The 18,119-nt window shown below is 61.4% G+C and carries 15 protein-coding genes; 4 read left to right on the top strand and 11 right to left on the bottom strand.

Annotated features, from left to right (window positions below):
- Positions 1 to 45: 45 nt before the first annotated feature.
- Positions 46 to 789, top strand: coding sequence for a GntR family transcriptional regulator (locus RE4_RS25440; protein WP_051720809.1), 744 nt, complete (start codon positions 46 to 48; stop codon positions 787 to 789).
- A gap of 102 nt (positions 790 to 891) precedes the next feature.
- Entirely contained in the window at positions 892 to 1,734 is an 843-nt protein-coding gene (locus RE4_RS25435) for an SDR family NAD(P)-dependent oxidoreductase (RefSeq protein WP_042951642.1), read from the top strand.
- A gap of 23 nt (positions 1,735 to 1,757) precedes the next feature.
- On the opposite strand, the gene RE4_RS25430 is transcribed toward RE4_RS25435, so the two are convergent.
- From RE4_RS25430 to RE4_RS25400, 7 genes are all read right to left on the bottom strand, one after another.
- Positions 1,758 to 2,885: an FAD-dependent oxidoreductase gene (locus RE4_RS25430; RefSeq protein WP_060939584.1), complete on the bottom strand. Its 1,128-nt coding sequence runs from the start codon at positions 2,883 to 2,885 to the stop codon at positions 1,758 to 1,760.
- 9 nt (positions 2,886 to 2,894) lie between these two features.
- Positions 2,895 to 3,581: a TetR/AcrR family transcriptional regulator C-terminal domain-containing protein gene (locus RE4_RS25425; protein WP_020969360.1), complete on the bottom strand. Its 687-nt coding sequence runs from the start codon at positions 3,579 to 3,581 to the stop codon at positions 2,895 to 2,897.
- 296 nt (positions 3,582 to 3,877) lie between these two features.
- Positions 3,878 to 5,038 carry a serine hydrolase domain-containing protein gene (locus tag RE4_RS25420; RefSeq protein ID WP_060939583.1) on the bottom strand — a complete coding sequence of 387 codons (1,161 nt, stop codon included), beginning with the start codon at positions 5,036 to 5,038 and terminating at the stop codon, positions 3,878 to 3,880.
- Between the two features lie 126 nt (positions 5,039 to 5,164).
- Positions 5,165 to 6,049 carry a hypothetical protein gene (locus RE4_RS25415; protein ID WP_238077138.1) on the bottom strand — a complete coding sequence of 295 codons (885 nt, stop codon included), beginning with the start codon at positions 6,047 to 6,049 and terminating at the stop codon, positions 5,165 to 5,167.
- 124 nt (positions 6,050 to 6,173) lie between these two features.
- Positions 6,174 to 7,532 carry an L-serine ammonia-lyase gene (locus RE4_RS25410; RefSeq protein ID WP_060939581.1) on the bottom strand — a complete coding sequence of 453 codons (1,359 nt, stop codon included), beginning with the start codon at positions 7,530 to 7,532 and terminating at the stop codon, positions 6,174 to 6,176.
- The gene (locus RE4_RS25405) at positions 7,529 to 8,743 is read right to left on the bottom strand and encodes an amidohydrolase (protein WP_046378407.1); all 1,215 of its coding nucleotides are present in this window, start codon (positions 8,741 to 8,743) and stop codon (positions 7,529 to 7,531) included. The genes RE4_RS25410 and RE4_RS25405 overlap by 4 nt, the downstream gene beginning before the upstream one ends.
- An 84-nt stretch (positions 8,744 to 8,827) precedes the next feature.
- Positions 8,828 to 10,171 carry a DUF3100 domain-containing protein gene (locus RE4_RS25400; RefSeq protein WP_060939600.1) on the bottom strand — a complete coding sequence of 448 codons (1,344 nt, stop codon included), beginning with the start codon at positions 10,169 to 10,171 and terminating at the stop codon, positions 8,828 to 8,830.
- 136 nt (positions 10,172 to 10,307) lie between these two features.
- Between RE4_RS25400 and RE4_RS25395 the strand changes: the two genes are divergently transcribed.
- Entirely contained in the window at positions 10,308 to 11,306 is a 999-nt protein-coding gene (locus RE4_RS25395) for an Lrp/AsnC family transcriptional regulator (RefSeq protein WP_238077137.1), read from the top strand.
- Positions 11,307 to 11,342: 36 nt separating this feature from the next.
- Here RE4_RS25395 and RE4_RS25390 read toward each other — a convergent pair whose 3' ends face one another.
- The 4 genes from RE4_RS25390 to ppk2 are packed head-to-tail and all read right to left on the bottom strand — an operon-like array spanning position 11,343 to position 17,604.
- Positions 11,343 to 12,308, bottom strand: a complete 966-nt coding sequence (locus tag RE4_RS25390) for an endonuclease/exonuclease/phosphatase family protein (RefSeq protein ID WP_020969367.1) — start codon at positions 12,306 to 12,308, stop codon at positions 11,343 to 11,345.
- 47 nt (positions 12,309 to 12,355) lie between these two features.
- Positions 12,356 to 14,050, bottom strand: coding sequence for a SulP family inorganic anion transporter (locus RE4_RS25385; protein ID WP_019748017.1), 1,695 nt, complete (start codon positions 14,048 to 14,050; stop codon positions 12,356 to 12,358).
- Positions 14,047 to 16,809: a cation-translocating P-type ATPase gene (locus RE4_RS25380; protein ID WP_060939580.1), complete on the bottom strand. Its 2,763-nt coding sequence runs from the start codon at positions 16,807 to 16,809 to the stop codon at positions 14,047 to 14,049. The genes RE4_RS25385 and RE4_RS25380 overlap by 4 nt, the downstream gene beginning before the upstream one ends.
- A gap of 27 nt (positions 16,810 to 16,836) precedes the next feature.
- Positions 16,837 to 17,604: a polyphosphate kinase 2 gene (ppk2, locus tag RE4_RS25375; RefSeq protein ID WP_153212522.1), complete on the bottom strand. Its 768-nt coding sequence runs from the start codon at positions 17,602 to 17,604 to the stop codon at positions 16,837 to 16,839.
- A gap of 219 nt (positions 17,605 to 17,823) precedes the next feature.
- On the opposite strand from ppk2, the gene RE4_RS31690 reads away from it, so the two are divergent.
- Complete coding sequence (locus tag RE4_RS31690) at positions 17,824 to 18,075, top strand: three-helix bundle dimerization domain-containing protein (RefSeq protein ID WP_019748020.1); 252 nt, start codon at positions 17,824 to 17,826, stop codon at positions 18,073 to 18,075.
- Positions 18,076 to 18,119: the final 44 nt, after the last annotated feature.

The following is an 18,119-nucleotide window of genomic DNA, read 5'->3' as shown; positions in this document are numbered from 1 at the left end:
CCAGGTTAACAATTGGTATAGACCGAATTCTTGTACGCTTGCGCCATGAATCAGCAGACGTCCACCGGGCCGGGGACCTCGAGCGTCGTGATCGAACCGGAGCTGAAGTACTACCGGGTGCGCACCGAGATCGAGACCATTCTCAGTGGGCTCGAGGAGGGCGACGCAGTCCCGTCCGAGCGGGAATTGGCGGCACGGTTCACTGTCGCTCGCGAGACGGTCCGTCAAGCGCTTCGTGATCTCCTTGTCGAAGGACGGATCGAGCGGCGGGGGCGGGGCACTGTCGTCGCGAGTCCGAAGTTGGTTCAGCCGCTCTCGATTCGTTCTTATACCGAAGGCGCACTGAGTGCTGGGCGAGTGCCCAGTCGTAAGGTTGTGACGTTCGAACGAATGTCGGCCGACGACGGTCTCGCCACGGAGTTGGGTATCGAGGTGGGCGACAGCGTCGTTCATCTCGAGCGTGTCCTCTTCGCCGACGGTGAGAAGATCGGACTCGAGTCAACCTTCCTGCCGGACAGCAGGTTCGGTGAAATGCTCGACGCTTTCGATGCCACGACGTCGCTGTACGCGGCCATCCGTTCCATCGGCGTGGTCTTCGCCTCCGCAACCGAACGGATCGAGACGGTGCTCGCGTCACCGCGTGAGGCAACGCTCGTCGAGTCCACGACCTCGATGCCGATGCTTCTGCTGCACCGGACCTCCGTCGATCCGGAGGGTGTGCCGATCGAGCGCGTTCGTTCGCTCTACCGTGGTGACCGTATTGCCTTCTTGACGACTCTTCGCGAGTAGGAGGGGCGTCGAGGGGGTCTGCTGTTACCGGGAACGATAGGCACTCCCAGGCCCGTGGAATCTGTTCTGTACTGGACTCCATCAAACGGGAGGACAGTGAACATGGGTGACAAGAAGGTCTGGTTCGTAACCGGCGCAGGCCGGGGCATGGGAGTCGACATTGCGCAGGCGGCTCTTGCCGGCGGGCACGCGGTGGTGGCAACGGGGCGTGATGCGGACCGTGTTTCTGCAGCGATCGGTGAGCATGACGACCTGTTGGTGATTGCCTTGGACATCACCGACGAACAAGCCGCATATGCTGCGGTGGACACGGCAGTTGCACGATTCGGTGGAATCGATGTGCTGGTGAACAACGCCGGAAACTTCTACGCCGGGTTCTTCGAGGTTGTCAGTCCGGCGCAACTTCGCGCTCAGATGGAGACCAACTTTTTCGGGCCGATCAATGTGACACGGGCGGTGTTGCCGGTGATGCGTAGGCAACGGGGTGGACATGTCGTGACTGTCAGTTCGCTTGCGGGCCTGGTTGGTCAGGAGTTTTGCGCAGCCTACGCCGCGTCGAAATTTGCGCTGGAGGGCTGGATGGAATCATTGCGATTCGACGTCGAACCGTACGGAATCGGGACGACGATCGTGGAGCCGGGATTCTTCCGGACCGAACTGCTTGTCGAGGGTGCGTCGTCGATCTGGCCTGAATTGTCGATAGACGATTACGACGCCCGGACTGGCAAGACCGTCGAAGCGTGGAAGAGCATGAACGGTGCCCAGGGTGGGGATCCGGTGAAACTTGCCGCGGCACTTGTGGCACTTGTCGATTCGCCGCTACCCCCGCGTCGGTGGGTCGCCGGCGCCGATGCACTGTCCGTGGTCGAGCAGAAAGCCCACCAACTGCTCGATGAAGTCGAAGCCCACCGTGGTTTGTCTTCGTCGCTTGCCCTCGAGGCATGACGACCTGATCCGAATTCGTCAGGTCACGGTTGTGAGTTGAACATGTCCAGGAGCCCCTGGGGTGCGTTCTCGCCGAAGCACATGTCCAGACCGTCAGCCGACTGTTGTGCCGATGCGGCGCTGCGTGGGAAGAGTCGTTCTTCGTAGGCAGCAAGTCCTTCCTCCGTGCCGCTATGTGACGCGATCGCCTGGCCGAGTTCGGCGCCGTCGAGCATTGCCAGGTTCGCGCCCTCTCCGGCAAACGGCGACATGACATGCGCTGCGTCCCCGAGCAGAGTGACCCCGGGAGTACGGCTCCAACTGTGCCCGATGGGAAGAGCATGGATGGGGCGAGGGGTCAGCGAGCTGTCCGCTTCGACGATCAGTGACCGCAGCGACTCGTCCCAGTCCGAGAAGTGTTCCAGCAGAATCTTCTTCGCAATATGATCGTCGGAGAAGTCGACACTCGCTGACCAGTTCTCGGGAACTCGCAGGGCGGCATAGATGTGCAGACTGTTGTCGGTCTCACGGTGGGCAAGGAAGCCCTTGTCGGCACTGAGCGCGAACATCATTCCGCCGCCGACTGTTTCAGCGGCCTTCGCGTGCTGGTTGTCGGCGTCGTGAAGGTCGAACTCCACGAAAGATACTCCGGTATAGGCAGGAGTGGCGTTTGAAACCAGTGGGCGAATTTTCGACCACGCGCCGTCGGCGCCGACCAGGAGATCGGTGGTGAAGTGGGTGCCATCCACGAGGTGGACTTCATGCCGACCGTCCGGCAACGGATGGGCACTGCGGACCTTTGCTCCCCAGCGGATTGTTTCTTTCGGAATTGAGCTGAGCAGTAGGTCACGCAGCTGGCCGCGGTCGATTTCCGGGCGGTCGCCGTCTCCGGTGTCCTGCTCGCTCAGGTGCACGACGGCATTTCGATCGAGGACGCGTGTCTCTTCGCCGCCTTGATGAACGAGTGCGCGGAACTCGTCGTAGAGGCCTGCGGCACGAAGCGCGATCTGGCCCGAGTCTTCGTGGATGTCGAGCATCCCGCCTTGGGTCCGAGCTGTTGGTCCGGATTCGAAATCGAATACCGCCGAATCGATTCCGCGGAGATGGAGGACTCGGGCGAGGGTGAGGCCGCCGAGGCCGGCGCCGATGATTGCGATGGGGTAGTGGTTCATGGTGGGTTCCTAAGAAGTGAGTGGGGTGTTCTCGATGCCCGTGATGAGCGTGCGGAATCCCCAGGAGAGGCGCGCGGTGGGTTCACCGGCAAGTAGAGCTGTTGCATGGCCTGCGACGAGTGGGTGCGTCTGCGGGTTTGCGTTCCGGATTGCGTCGGTCAACGCGCTCCATTGGGCATCCGAGTCGGCGGAATTGTTCGGCGCCGAGTGTTCGGCAGCAGTGGACGTCGCGTACTGCAGCAGCAAGTCCACGCCCCACGCGGCTTGACCCGAAGGGACTTCGCCTTCGTCGAGCAATGCCAGCAGGCGCTCGAGCAGGCGTACGTAGTGAACTCCGCTGGGCCGGGAAACGAGAGCCGACTGGGCAAGGCCGGGATGATCGAACAGTATGGCCGTGTAGGACGTCAGCACCCGTTCGAGGCGCGCTTGCCAAGTGCCGGAGGAATTTTCGGCGAGGTCCACGACTCCGAGCAGTTCGTCCAGAACGGCGGCGTGCAATTCGGCGGTATTTTGAACGTACACGTACAGCGACGCCGGCCCGGTGTCGAGTTCGAGGGCGAGTCGACGCATGGTCAACTTCTGCAACCCCTCCGACCGCAAGATTTCCACCGCGGTACTGACGATGCCCTCGCGTGTCAGAGCGGGTTTGGCCGGACGATTGCGTCGGCTCGATGGACTTGCTGGCTGATTGGGCATATTTTCACGGTACACGAACATGTTCGTAACGAACATGTTCGTTGAGTCACGTGAAGATGTCACGAATCACATGCTGATGTGAATGGGCTACATGCCCGTACCGCCGGAGAGCATTGCGATCGTCAGCAGGATGCCGCCGACTATGCCCACGAGCGGGCTGTCGCTGTTGAGTAGCCAGTCGTTCAACGATCCCATGAGCGCCTCTTTCGGGTTTCGATCTGCCGACGGTCGAGCTTATCGACAGATCGAACCCGGTATGTCACTTTTGTCCGAATTGTGGATCGGACCTGAGGTGATCAGCCGTAGACGTTGTCGGGGCTGATCAACTTGGTGATCGGTGCCATCAATGCGCTGGTCAGATCAGTCTCGCCGTCGATGTCGGTGTTGATGAAGACGACCAGGGTGGTGTCCTTCTCGGGCAAGTAGACCGAGACTGTCTTGTAGCCGGGCAGGCTTCCGTTGTGACCGATCCAGCCACCGCTGTTGAACAATCCGAGTCCGTAGCCGGAGCTGTCGTCCCCTTCGCTCAAGTTCACGGTTTGCAGGCGCTGCTTCTGAGTGTCGTCGGTGAGGAGATCGCCCTTGGCCAGCGCCGGAACCCAGATGCGCATGTCGTCCAACGACGAGATCATTGCACCCGCGGCGCCGCCCCACGACGGATTCCAGTCCGTCGCCGCGGTCACGGATTCGTCGAGCGTTTGGTTGGTGTACCCCTGTGCGTGTGGTGTCGGGAACGCGTTGGTCGTGGGAAAGCTGTTGTGCTCCATGCCGAGTGGTGTCGTGATCTTGGTGTCGATGACGTCCGACAGTTTTGAGCCGGAGACCTTTTCGATCACCATTCCCAGCAGAATAGTGTTGGTGTTCGAGTAGTCGACGGTGGTCCCTGGTCGAAGTTGGAGTGGGAGGTCCTTGACGTATCCGACGAGTTCCTCCGGTGTGAAAGTTCGGCGAGGATCCGAAAGATATTCCATCACAAACTGTTCAGACGTCGTGTAGTCCACGAGGCCGCTGCGCATCCCTGCCAGATGACGCAAGCTGATCGCATCACCTTCCATGACCCCGTCGACGTACTGGGAGATCGGATCGTCGAGACCGATCTTTCCCTCGTCGACCAATTGCAGCAGGGCGGTGACGGTAAATGTCTTGGTGACGCTACCGATCCGGTGGTAGAAGTCGGTCTCCATCGGTGCCTTGGTTGCAGTGTCGGCGACTCCTGCAACCTTCACATAGTTGCCGTCGGGTCCCCAAATGCCCACCATCGCACCGGGAATCCCCGTCGAATTCACCGCAGCGTCGATGATCGAATCGAGCTGGCCGGTGATGGCAGAGTCCATGACCTTGTCAGTGGTGGATGTGGGATTGTCTGCGGATTTGTCCGTGCTGCAGCTGATTACAGCGCCGGCAACCATGGCGCTGCACAGGCCGACAAGCATGATGCGTCTTGCTCCGGTTTTCATGAGTCGAACTCTGCCTGTCCGAGGGCACTCACACATCGACCCCGGGTACGGCAGACGCAGTCCCCAGGTACCTCCTCAACCGGTACCGGGGGACTACGGAACCCTGGCCTGAACCCTTGACTTGGGTCAGAGCCCGCCGTCGAAGAACGCCGCCAGCGCCGGTGCGGGGTCTGCCGCGGTGCCCATATTTGCTACGCCGACAACGATCAATCCCAGCGTGAACAGTGCAGTGAGAAGGCCTATCGACCCCGACATGAATCTCGTCCGCCTGTCGGATCGTGCCGTTCTCGCGAAGCGTGCCCACACGACCACAGTCACGGCCAGTGATATTGCTGCCGCGATCAGCGCGATCACCGCCATGGCCAAGTGATACCGCGCGAAGTCGCTGATCATCAGTTCGACGGCGGGACTTTGCTGATTTCCGGTGGCCGTCGACTGAGCGAGCTGTTGTCGGACCTGCCCGACAGTTTCGGAGAGTGCCCCATCCGTCTGGGCCACGGGCAACATCGAGATCAGCGAGGAGAAGGGTGCGACAACACCTTGGACATTTGCCATCACGAGTACCGAAGAGAACAGCGCGAGGAGCGTGACCAGGCCTCCCGCCGAGACGAATGCGAGTTTCTTTACAACCGTCAGAGAGCCGGCGTTCACGAACGACGCCTTGACCATGCGGCCGAGTGCGAGCAGAACCGTCAGCAGGATTACCGCGATCACAGCCTTGGCCACGTGGTAACGCAGCCAGTAGTCGACAGCGGACTCCAAGCTCGGAGAGAAGGCTTGGACACCGGAACTCCAGTATTCGACGAACGCGGCGCGGACCGTCTCGACGAGTTCCCCCTCGCCTGCGTACCCATCGCCCGGCCTACTCGTCAGCATGCCCGGGGCGAGAACGAAGGCAGCGGAGAAACCGGCGACCAACGCGATCAACGTGGCGATCTTGCGACCGGAGGACTGCGTCGAGCGCAGTGGAGAGTGGTGCAGTGGGATTCCTCCAGCGTGATGAGCGATCATCTGGTCACCGTCCACAAAGTCATGTCAACGAGTGTAGAAATCGGTACACCGGACTTCATCGTTCGAGAGGATGATATTTCCGGTGATGGCGTCCGCCCGCCGTCGCCGCTGCCGTCGACATCCCTCAGCACTCGACGACATTGACGGCGAGTCCGCCTTCACTGGTTTCCTTGTAACGCACGGACATGTCGTTTCCGGTTTGGCGCATGGTTTCGATGACGGTATCGAGGCTCACCACATGCGTCCCATCACCCAGGTATGCGAGCTGAGCTGCGGTGACTGCAGTCGAGGCGGCTACGGCATTTCGTTCGATGCAGGGGATTTGGACCAGGCCACCAACCGGATCGCAGGTCAGCCCCAGATGGTGTTCCATGGCAATCTCAGCTGCATTCTCGATTTGTCGTGGTGATCCGCCCATGACAGCGCACAAGCCGGCTGCCGCCATCGCGCAGGCAGCTCCGACTTCACCCTGGCACCCCGCCTCCGCACCCGAGATCGAGGCATTCGCCTTGATGATCGATCCGATTGCGGCAGCGGTGAGGAGAAAGGTTCGAACGTCGTGAGCGCCGGCGCCCGTAGCGCGTATGTGGTGATAGAGCACCGCCGGCACGATGCCCGCAGCGCCGTTCGTCGGAGCCGTTACCACGCGGCCACCTGCTGCATTTTCTTCGTTGACCGCCATGGCGTAGACGGTCAGCCACTCGCGTGAGGAGGGGTCGCAGTTACGTTGTTCCAGTTGAGTGTTCGCAGACCGTGCTCGTCGGCGAACTCCGAGACGCCCGGGCAATACACCTTCGGTCTGGGTACCGCGTTCGATGCATGCGCGCATCGCGGACCAGATCGCGTCGATGCCGGTGAATGCCCGATCCTGGCCATGCATCGCGATTTCGTCCGACAGTGCCAGTTCGGCGATAGTTCCGGAGTCGCATTCCGCCAGTAGCTCTTTCGCGGTTCGATAGCGTGAGTTGATCGAATGCGCGCTTGCTTGCGTCTCCGTTCCGGCGTGCAGGACGAATCCGCCACCGATCGACAGATATGTACTCGTACAGACGATTTCGCGACCGTTGAAGGCCGTCAGTGTCATCGAGTTGGGGTGCCCGTGACGGCGAACGAGCGGCTCGAACACCATGTCCTCGTGAGTGAACACAACATGTCCGAGTGAACCGCCGACGAGCATCACCGATCCGCCGTCCGACAGTTCGGCCCATCGCCCGTGAACGTCGGTCGGCTCGCACGTTTCAGGATCCAACCCACGAAGTCCCGCAATCACCGCGTCGGGAGTGCAGTGACCTATTCCGGTGGCGGCGAGAGAGCCGTGCAGGTTGCAGCGAATTCGGTCGACCGACGCGGTCAAGCCGGCGGCGGAGAGCTCGCCGCCGAAAGTGTGGGCGGCGCGCATCGGACCGACCGTGTGTGAACTGGAGGGTCCGATGCCGATGGAGAAGAATTCGAGAGCGGAAACGTAGACGCCGGTGGTGCTCATTCGGCGCTCGTGACGGTGGTCGCTCCTGACTCGCGCTGGGCCGCAATCGTCAGGAGGTTGGAGCGCGAGTCCCCGGTGGCGGCTCGGATCACTGTGCGCGCCATTGCGATTGCTCCGTGCAGAACAGCTTCGTCGCCCGCTGCGGAGCGGGCATCAGCGGCAAACTCGATAGTGTGAGGAACTCCGGTGACGCCGCGCAACGCGATCATCGGGTGGATCGAGGGGACCACCTTCGACACGTTGCCCATGTCCGTCGAGCCGCCGGTCAGGGGAGTTCTGGCGGCCGCGGTGCGGCCCAGGCTCGCGATCTCCTCGTCCCAGATCGTCGCCAGCACGCGATGTTGAACAAGCTCCTCGTAGCGCGGTTCGGCGCGTTCGGTCGACCAGGAGCAGTCGCTGGCCACAGCTGCGCCCTCGAAGCAGGCGAGCATGCGACGCTTGGCGTCCAACAGCACGTCGAGTTCTGCGGCCCGAACTTCCGCTCGCACCAACGTCGAGGCCGGAATGATGTTTGTTGCTTCGCCGCCGTGCTCGACGTAGGCGTTGAGCCTGACGTCGGACGGAAGTTGTTGACGGAGAAGTCCGATGGCGACCAAGGCGATCGTGGCGGCGTCACCTGCGTTGATGCCCTTGTGTGGCGCAGCGGCCGCGTGTGCGGCTCGTCCGGTGTAGGTCACGTCGAACCGGTCGACTGCCTGCGTTCCGGTGACGGTGCAACTGACGTCTTCACCTGCAGCGCCGTGGACCATGATCGACATCGCCGCGCCCTCCCATGCGCCACGTTCGAGCAGCAAGACTTTCCCGCCGCCATGTTCTTCGGCCGGCGTACCGAGAAGGACGACAGTCAGGCCGTGTTCCTCCGCGACCTCTCCGAGCGCGATCGCTGCTCCCAGTCCGGCAGCGGCGATGACATTGTGTCCACACGCATGACCGATGTCGGGAAGGGCGTCGTACTCGGCGCAGACTACGACGCGGAAGGGGCCGGAGCCTCGCACAGCTTCGAATGCCGTCTCGAGGCCGTAGGCGGCGCGAGTAACAGTGAAGCCGGCTTCCTGTGCGGCGTCCGCCAAGAGGGCGGACGCCCGATGCTCTTCGAATGCCAGCTCTGGGTGAGCATGGATCGTGTGGCTGACATCGATGAGGCGTGATGCCCACTTCTCGATCGTGCTCGAAACCGAGTCTGTGTGGGTGAGGGTGTCAGCGATGGACATGGGTATTGCTTCCTTTCAACATCTTTGGTTCTCTGTGTCTTCGGATCGCGGTGTCTTCGGTTCTCAGCGTCTTCGGGTGCAGTTCTAGTGCCAGAGGCCCAGCGCGAACTCCGCGACGACCACGGAAAGTAGGTAAGAGGCGAGGATCGCGACGATTCCGACGGGCACGATCTTCCAGCCGATCGTCTTGAGCAAGGGAAGGTCCTTGCCGAGGCTGAGACCTGCGACAGTCAAGGTGAGGGTGCAGATCGAGAGAAAGTCGACAGTCCCGACGGTGCTCGAGACGAAATCACCGATGGGGGACCACGGTGTTGTCGCCAAGGCGCCGATGGTGATGATTGCGATCATCGCCGCGATCTTGCCGCGCGTCAGGCGGGCCACGCCGACGCCCAGGAGCAACAATCCGGTGAGGATCAGGTAACCGACGATGATCGATCGAGATACGCCACCCGCTGCGATCGAGGAGACGATGACCCCACCGACGAACAGAATCGGAACGATGGTGGTCAGCGGCACGGTGACGCTCGGCGCAACCGCTCGTGGGGCCGTGTCGGCTTTCCGTTCGCTGGTCGTCTTCGAGCGCTTGGTGAGTGCGCCGTAGATTCGATCGGCAAGGGGGAGTGCGACATACATGCCGACATACACGCCGAGGAGGCCGGTGATGATGTTGGATGTTGCCGCTACGGCGAGTACCTGGTCGGCCATCTCGGGGTGCGCCGAAACGACGCTGGCGGCAGCGGCAGCCATCATCGAGCCGGATCCGACCCCAGCACCCATCGCCAATGCAAGGGGGTCGAAGATGTTGAAGGATGTAGCCAGCGACGCAATCAGGCTGATCAGCACGGCACCGAACAGAGTGCCGAAGACGTACATCGACAGGACACCACGGTAGTGGTCGGAATCGGGACCGTAGCGTTCACTGACCATCGCGAAGGACCCCTCGCGGTCGATGGAGAAGGTGGCTCCGACGGTGGCCGGTCCCATCCGAAGGAGTACCGCCAGCGGGAGTGCGAGAGCGATAGTGCCGAACAAGTGCCCCAGTTCCTGCAGTAGCAGGGCGGGGCCCGCCTCGAACAACAGTTGGATGTTCGGGCCGATGGTGAAAGACAGTCTCGCGCAAAGCAAGAGAACAGCCAGCCCCATGATTGCCGAGGCTGCGGCCTGAAGATCGAGGCCGAGAGGTTTCCACTTCTGACTCGAGACGACACCGCCGGCAATCAGTCCCCACACCATGGGCAAGATCGTGATGGCGGCAGCGCCGACAGGAATCACTGCGGGGCCGATCAGTTGGGCACCTGCCGCAAGCGCGAGGAGCAGAATCGCCACGATCCACAGGCGTGGCGACCTCAAGGCGAAAACGACCTTTTGCGTCGCGGTTTGATCGCTGACCGGAGAATCGTCATGCGAGACAGGGAATGCTTCGGTCATGTCGGTGTCTTTCTCGAGGGGGCGAACGAACGCAAGAAGCAAGCGTTCTCGAGGTTCAGGATTTGGTGGACTATTGATGTGATGAAGTTAGGATCGATGCGTTTCGATCCTGTTTCGGTGCAGCATTCTTTTGAAAGTGAGGTCCTCGGTGCAGGATCAGGTGCTCAAGGACGAAGATCTTCGACTGTTGAACGCACTGCAGATCAGGCCGCGAGCCTCGTGGTCCGAGCTTTCACGCGCGATCGGTTCCGACCCGGTCACCCTGACCAGGCGTTGGGAGCGTCTGCACTCGCAAGGGATAGCGTGGATCGCTGCGTACCGTGGGGGTCCCATCGTGTCGGCGACCGCACTGCTCGAGATCGAATGCGCACCGGCACAGACCTTGAGCGTGGCCGAACAGATCGCGCACGATCCCGAAGTTCTCACAGTCGATCTCACAACCGGCAATCGGGATCTACTCGTCACGCTCACCTGCACTGACCTCGATCAATTGTCCAGGTATGTCTTGGAACGAACACGATCGCTGCCCATGGTCACTGCGATGCGAACTCAGATCGTGTCCTCGGCGAATTCCGACGCACGAAACTGGCGTCTACGTGCTCTCGATGCGGAAGAAATTGCCGCGCTCGAGTCGGCCCCGGCGGCGAAGAGTCGTGGGGTACGCGCCAGCGAAGAGGAACAGTCGAAGCTGTTCGACATCCTTTCTCGCGAACCACGAATTACCGTCTCGGCTCTCGCTGCAGCCCTCGGCGTCACGCCGGCTCGCGCCGGGGCGCTCCTTTCTCACGAGCTGTCGACGGAGCGCCTGGTCGTCCGCACGGAGATTGCTCGGCCCTACTCCGGCTGGCCGGTCTACGCCTGGTATTTCTTACGTCTCGAGGGGCGAAAGGAAGCCATTGCTCAGCGCCTTTCCCTCCTGCGTGAGGCGAGGCTTGTTGCTTCGACGATCGGCAGCTACGACATCGCATTGGCGGTGTGGCTGCGCTCGATCGACGACGTGCAGCGTTTGGAAGGTTATCTCGCCGAGCAGTTTCCGGGCGTATCCGTGGTGGACCGGTCGATCGTCCTGCGTACGCCGCATCATCTACATCGAACAATCGATGTGTCGGGTCGAAGCATGCCGAAGCACGGGTGATCCGTAACGCGTTCGCGCGGATCGGGTGCTCTCCGGTTACTGGGGGATCGCCACGTCGACGATCAAGCCGTAGTGATCGGAACCTTCGATCTCGATGCGCTCGAGAGACTTCGCCTGTGCACCCCGCAGAAGTACATGGTCGATGCCGACGATCGCGGGAAATTTTTTGTCCGCCGGGTAGGTGCGAACGATGCCGACTCCCAATTGGTCTGCGGTATCGGAGTAGCCGACGTCGAGAAGGTCACGGAATTGCTTGTGCGTGAAGGTCGTGTTGAAATCGCCACTGACGACGACGGTTCCCTCGGCGGCAGCAGCGTCGAGCGCGTTTCGCAAAGTGCTCAGCTCGGCAGTCCACACGTCGGGCGGGGTCACGTACGCCGGTCCGGGGTGAACCGCCAGAAGGGTGAACGGGGTTGAGAATCCCACTTCGGCAACAAGATTGGTAGGTCCGAAGCCGTTCAATTCCCGAGTTTCCGTCAGTGGATAACGGCTGTAAATACCTGCGCCACCCCCGCCGGCCTCGTCCGGTACCAAGTAGTGATGCGGCAGCAGTTGCTCGAGCCCTTGATCTCTCAGAGAGCCTTCGAGTGATGTGGTCAGTTCCTGAACCGTCAGGACATCGACTGCCTTCTCACGCACCGTCGCAGTCAAACTGACGGGGTCTGCCTGCCCGAAGAGAAGGTTCGCTTGCATTACACGCAGAGACGGCCCGTCGATTTCGGAACTGTTTGCTACATACAGTGGACTGATCACCGACGCGCCCACCGCTGTCAGTACTACCGAGATCGCCAGCAGGATCCAGCGGCGAAAAACCAGGCATATCAGGGACGCTGCGAGTGTGACTGCAAGCAGCATCGGGACAAAGGAGGCCACGGCGATCAACGGGTTGATCGGCTTGGTGGAGTACAACGAGATCAGCGCAATGACACCGACGGCAATCCCACCCACCCCGGCGACCTGAGCGATACGGCGAGCCGGAACGTTGTCCGTCGTGAATCCCATACCAAACGGTACCTAATGCAGCTTAGGCTCCCGATTGCCTGGCGTTGTCAGTCGCCGGTTCGGGTGCGGAATGCGTTCACGGCCGCTTCGATGGTCGGGTAGAAGTGCGTCGAATCGAACCTGTCGCCGACCCCGAATCGGATGAGTCGATCCTTGATCGGACCTTTCATCTCCGCGAATGCCAATCGAATTCCTTTGCCCTCCAAAAATGTATCCAGATCGACGAGTTCGTCGACGGCGGTCGTGTCGAGCCCGGTGATCGGCTCGGCGGCGATGACCACCCATTCGACCGGGTCGGGTGCCTTGGCGACGACGGAGCGAACGTACTCGTCGAAGATCTCGCCGTTCGCGAAAAACAGTGGTGCGTCAAATCTCACCAACACGAGGCCGGGGATGCGATGTCCGTCCGGGTGGCGTTCGACGTCGTGGAATCCCGCGGGTTCGCCCGTCTCGACGAGTTCGGTTCGATGTGGCTGCCATACCTGCGCGATGACCGCTACGAAGGAGAGTCCGATCGCAACAAGGATGCCTTGAAGCACCCCGACCAGGGCAACGCCCAGAAACGCCGCGACGGCGAGGCCGAATTCCACGGTGCTCATGCGCCACATGCGGACCATGCCGCCCACGTCGATCAGTGCACACGCGGCGACGATGACGACGGCGGCCAGTGTTGCATCGGGCAGATATGCCGTCAGTCCGGGAGCGACGAGGACAAACACCAGGACGGCGAGTGCTCCGACGACACCGGCCAATTGTGTATGCGCCCCACTCTGTTCGGCTACCGGCGTCCGTGATCCGCTCGCCGATATCGGAAATCCGCCGAACAGTCCGCCGGCCACGTTCGCGACACCGATCGCCTTCATCTCGGTACTGCCGTTCACGTCCTCGCCGTGGCGGGCGGCGAAGGTGCGCGAGAGAACGCCGGTGTCGGCGAAGGCAATCAGCGCGATACCTGCCGCCGGTCCGATCAGGTGCCCGACGTCCTGCCAGGTGACTCCACCGAGAGAGGGGAGGGGAAGTCCTTCCGGCAGTGCGCCGACCATGCCGATGTCATCGGTGAGACCGGCGGCGGCGGACAAGACTATTGCCGCGACGACGGCGACCAGCACACCGGGTACAACAGGTACCCAGAGCCGGAAGACCACAATGACAATGAGCGAACCCACGCCGATGACGGCAGCGAGGGGATCGACATCTCCACCGGCCAGAGCCTTTCCGATCTCACCGATTTCACCGAGGAGGCCGGACGCGTCGACGGAGAAACCGAGCAGCTTGGGAATCTGACCGATTACGACGACGAGCGCGATGGCGTTGAGGTAGCCGAGGCGGATCGGTTTCGAGAGGAGTTCGGTCACGAAACCCAGACGCAGGAATCCGCCGATCACCAGGATGAGCCCGACAAGAACGGCGAGAACCCCGGCGAGTGCAAGCGCGTTCTCCGAATCGCCGACCACCGCCAGCGGTATGACTGCGGCGGCGATGAGCGGTGCCAGCGACGAATCAGGCCCGAGTACAAGAATCTTCGACGGTCCGACTACCGCGTACGCGAGCAACGGCACGATGGTTGCGTACAGACCGGCGTACGCGGGCAATCCGGCGGCCTCGGCGTAGCCCATCCCCGCCGGGATCAGCAGGGCCGTCAAGACGAGCCCGGCTGTGATGTCGGTTCGCAGCCATTCGCGGCGGTACCCGCGGGCAGTCGCGATCCCCGGTAGCCGACCTAGACCCTCCGTCCACGTCATCGTGTGATTGTCCCTCCCTCAGCGGAGTGACGGGCGCGCTCGGGGGCAACTGCAGTGGTCGCGGTGATGGCGACAGGTGTCGGTGAGAGGCGGCGGCGTCGGATCGCCTTTTCCAACTCGACGACAACCGGGATGATCAGCGACCAGCCTAGGCAGACGAGCCACTGGGCGCCGGTCAGTGAGGTTGTCATGAGGAGATCCTGGAGAACACCCGCCTCGACGGCAAATACGGTCACGACCGTGGGGATGGTCAAGATCTTGATGGCACCGAGAACCGGCGGAACAAGTCCGGACTCGGGATCACGCCGCATGGTCAACCCAGCGAATATCGAACCGAGAGAGAGCACGACGAATGCGGTGGTCATGGGGACATTCGCCTCAGTAGTACTCATTTCGCCGGGCGCGAGAAGCATCGCTGCGAGTGTCACGGCAAATTGCAAGACGCCGTACGCGAGCCACTGAGCGACTGCGCTTCGATGTGCGATCGGCATCTTGGGATCGCGTGGCGGCTTGTTCATCAGATCCGGTGGCGGCGGGTCGAGCATGATCACGGCGACGGGGAACAGTGTGATGAAGAAGTGCTGGAACAGCACCATCAGCGGTGTCAGTGCCACACCCTCGTTGATGTTGAAGATGCTCGCAGCGAGGAAGAGGAGAACCAACGAGAAGAGTTTCGACATCTGGTAGCGGATGTACGAGACGATCTTCCCGTAGATGTTGCGGCCCAAGGTGATCGCGGTGATGAGGGTTCCGAAGTTGTCGTCGGTGAGCACCATCTTGCCCGCCTGTTTGGTTACCTCACTGCCCGAGCCCATGGCGACGCCGATATCGGCCTTCTTCAACGCGGCGGCGTCGTTGACAGCATCTCCGGTCATCGCGACCACGGCGCCACCGCTCTGCATGACATCGACCAAGCGAAGTTTGTCCTGCGGAGTGACTCGGCCGAACACGTGCAGGTTCGGCAACGCGGCCGAGAGTTCGTCATCGGTCATCGCTTGCAATTCGGCTCCGCCGACCGCGCCCGGGCCGAGTCCGAGTTCGGCACCGATCGCGGCGGCGGTGATGGCATGGTCGCCGGTGATCATGCGGACCTCGATGCCGGCCCGGTGTGCGGTTCGCATCGAATCGACCGCCTCCGGACGCAGCGGGTCGATGATGCCTGCCATACCGACAAACGTCAGGTCCTCGACAAAGGACATAGGGTCCGCCACGACAGCGTCTTCCCGTCCGTCGAGGCGTCTGACCGCGAATGCCAGCACCCGAAGACCCTTCTCGGACATGGACTGATTTGCTGCCGTGAGTTCGTCTCGGACTTCCTCGATCGGGACCTGCCGACGGCCGGGGAGAAAGGCCGAAGAACACCGAGCGAGGACGACATCGGGTCCGCCCTTGACCAATCCGACGAACTGACTTACGCCGTCGACTTCGAGATGGTGGTACGTGGCCATGAACTTGTACGCGGAATCGAACGGAACCGTCGCCACCCGCGGGTAGGTCCGTCTGGTGAGTGGTGCGTCGGCACCGATCTTTGCCGCGAGCACCACGAGTGCGGCCTCGGTCGGGTCGCCGACAACTTCCCCGGAATCGGAAACCGTTGCATCGCTGTCGAGACACAGTCCGTATGCGAGAAGGGTGAAGTCGGGCGGTGCCTCGCCGGCAACCTGCGTGATCCTTCCCGCTTTGGCGTAGCCTTCGCCGTCGACCGTGTACCAACGGCCGTGGACGTACAGCGATCGGACGGTCATCTGGTTCATGGTCAGCGTGCCGGTCTTGTCCGAGTTGATTGCACTGGTCGCGCCGAGAGTTTCGACGTCGGTCAGGTTCTTCACGACGGCCTTGGCGTCGGCCAGTTGACGGGCCCCGTAGGCCAGCATTGCCTGGACGAAGGTTGGCAGGCCGGTCGGAATCGCGGACACTCCCATCGCGATACCAAGGAGCAGAAGCGTTGTCAGGTCCTGACCACGAATGAGTCCGATGACGACGATGACGATCACGGCCGTCCACGCGATGATGCCGAGAAGTTTGGTGAGAGAGTCCAATTCTCGTTGCAGTGGCGACTTGCCAGGGGCGACGGCCGACAACATCGACGCGATCTGGCCGATCTGCGTCTGCATTCCGGTCTCGGTGACCACCATGGTCGCTGTGCCGCGGGTGACCGAGGTGTTCTGGAACACCAGATTGCTGCGGTCTCCGAGTGGAATATCCTCATTGCTCAGCGTTTTCGGGTCCTTCGGGATCGGCGCGCTTTCCCCGGTCAATGCGGCTTCCTGTGTCTCCAGGGTGGTCGAGGCGAGCAACCGCCCGTCGGCAGCGATGATGTCTCCTGCCTCGACTTGGACGACGTCACCCGGCACCAGTTCGGTAGCGTCGAGTTGAATCAGGTTCCCGTCACGAATGACCCGCGCTTGGGGTGTCTGCATCTTGGCGAGCGCGTCGACGCTGGCCCGTGCCTTCAACTCCTGTCGAGTTCCGAGGACGATGTTGAGCACGACGAGCACCGCCACCACGATCGCTGTCGGCACTTCACCGATGGCGATGCTGACCGCGGCCACGGCGACGAGCATCAAGTTCATCGGATCTTTCAGTTGCAACAGTGCGATCGACCACGTCGACGGCGGTGGCGTCGAGGTGATTTCGTTCGACCCGTAGCGTTGTCGACGTTGGTCGGCCTCACTCGATTGCAGTCCGCGCTGCTGGTCCGACTGCAGTACGGACACGACTGATTCGCCACTCTGCGCATGCCACGGCGTGGGGCTCATGACCGCACGTCCTTTCCTTGGCGATCGTCAATACCGGGTCGGAATCCAGTGAAGCGGTTGTTTGGGCGTCTGGTAGCCGTGGGCCTTCTGCCGTTTCGGCAGGGTGATGTCAGTGGATTGCACGGGCTCGTAGGGGATCTGACTCAAAATGTGACTGATGATGTTGAGTCGTCCGCGTTTCTTGTCGTCGTTGTTCGCGACATACCAGGGCGCCCAGCCGGTGTCGGTGAAGCGAAACATCTCATCGCGAGCACGCGAGTAGTCGTACCAATGACTGAACGACTTCAGATCGAGATTCGACAGCTTCCAGATCTTTCGAGGATCGTCGATCCGGCTTTGCAGACGTAAGAGCTGCTGTTCTTCGCTGACCTCGAGCCAGTACTTGAGCAGGATGACTCCCGATTCCACGATCGCGCGTTCGACGGTCGGAATGAGCTGGAGAAATTGATGAGCCTGTTCTTCGGTGCAAAAGCCCATCACTCGTTCGACTCCGGCACGGTTGTACCAACTTCGGTCGAAGATGACGATCTCGCCCGCCGCCGGGAGATGTGGGACGTAACGCTGGACATACATCTGCGAGTGCTCTCGCTCGGTCGGCGCCGGTAGAGCAACCACCCGGAACACTCGTGGACTCACGCGTTCGGTGATGGCTTTGATTACTCCGCCCTTCCCCGCGGTATCTCGGCCTTCGAACACGATGCAGACCTTGGCGCCAGACGATTTGACCCACTCCTGCAAAGCCACGAGCTCACCGTGCATCGGCTTGAGTTCGTGGCGGTATACCTTGTTCTTCATCGGTTTTTCTGCGACGAGTGCCGCGTCGTCGTGAAGAATCCGAGCGTTCTTTCCCACTTCCACTCCTTGGAGACGTGAGCGCGCGGGGCATCGTCCGCTCGTATGTGTATGCCCCGTATTCGGTCAACCTATTCTCTCCGGGATCGCGACTCGAATCGTGTTGTTTTCGAGCCCGTTTCGAGTCTTGACGGTGTCAGCGATCGGCGCGAGTATTAATTGATGACTGGCGACGAAGAGTTGCTCCACGTCGAGCGGGTGATCACTCGCCTGATTTCCCGGTATCCGAATGTTCCTCCACCGGAGATCGAAAACAGAGTGCGAACAATTCACCAACGTTTTGCGGGGTGTCGGATACGTGATTTCGTGCCTCTCCTTGTCGAAAAGGCGGCCAGACACGAGATCTCGAACCGGATGATCGTGATTCCGATAATGGATGAACGGTCCGCAGTGCTGAACCCTCTCGAACTGTAGCCGGAACGGACGTCGTCGGCGCATACTGAAATGACCTTGGACCA

This window comes from Rhodococcus erythropolis NBRC 15567 (genome assembly GCF_001552595.1).
Lineage (GTDB): Bacteria > Actinomycetota > Actinomycetes > Mycobacteriales > Mycobacteriaceae > Rhodococcus_F > Rhodococcus_F erythropolis.
This window is presented reverse-complemented; position numbering and strand designations above follow the sequence as displayed.

Coding starts and splice junctions, on each gene's coding strand:
- RE4_RS25420 (WP_060939583.1), bottom strand. CDS start 5,038: ATGAAAACCGGAGCAAGACGCATCATGCTTGTCGGCCTGTGCAGCGCC.
- RE4_RS25440 (WP_051720809.1), top strand. CDS start 46: ATGAATCAGCAGACGTCCACCGGGCCGGGGACCTCGAGCGTCGTGATC.
- RE4_RS25405 (WP_046378407.1), bottom strand. CDS start 8,743: ATGTCCATCGCTGACACCCTCACCCACACAGACTCGGTTTCGAGCACG.
- RE4_RS25435 (WP_042951642.1), top strand. CDS start 892: ATGGGTGACAAGAAGGTCTGGTTCGTAACCGGCGCAGGCCGGGGCATG.
- RE4_RS25410 (WP_060939581.1), bottom strand. CDS start 7,532: ATGAGCACCACCGGCGTCTACGTTTCCGCTCTCGAATTCTTCTCCATC.
- ppk2 (WP_153212522.1), bottom strand. CDS start 17,604: ATGAAGAACAAGGTATACCGCCACGAACTCAAGCCGATGCACGGTGAG.
- RE4_RS25400 (WP_060939600.1), bottom strand. CDS start 10,171: ATGACCGAAGCATTCCCTGTCTCGCATGACGATTCTCCGGTCAGCGAT.
- RE4_RS25380 (WP_060939580.1), bottom strand. CDS start 16,809: ATGAGCCCCACGCCGTGGCATGCGCAGAGTGGCGAATCAGTCGTGTCC.
- RE4_RS25390 (WP_020969367.1), bottom strand. CDS start 12,308: ATGGGATTCACGACGGACAACGTTCCGGCTCGCCGTATCGCTCAGGTC.
- RE4_RS31690 (WP_019748020.1), top strand. CDS start 17,824: ATGACTGGCGACGAAGAGTTGCTCCACGTCGAGCGGGTGATCACTCGC.
- RE4_RS25425 (WP_020969360.1), bottom strand. CDS start 3,581: ATGCCCAATCAGCCAGCAAGTCCATCGAGCCGACGCAATCGTCCGGCC.
- RE4_RS25385 (WP_019748017.1), bottom strand. CDS start 14,050: ATGACGTGGACGGAGGGTCTAGGTCGGCTACCGGGGATCGCGACTGCC.
- RE4_RS25430 (WP_060939584.1), bottom strand. CDS start 2,885: ATGAACCACTACCCCATCGCAATCATCGGCGCCGGCCTCGGCGGCCTC.
- RE4_RS25415 (WP_238077138.1), bottom strand. CDS start 6,049: ATGATCGCTCATCACGCTGGAGGAATCCCACTGCACCACTCTCCACTG.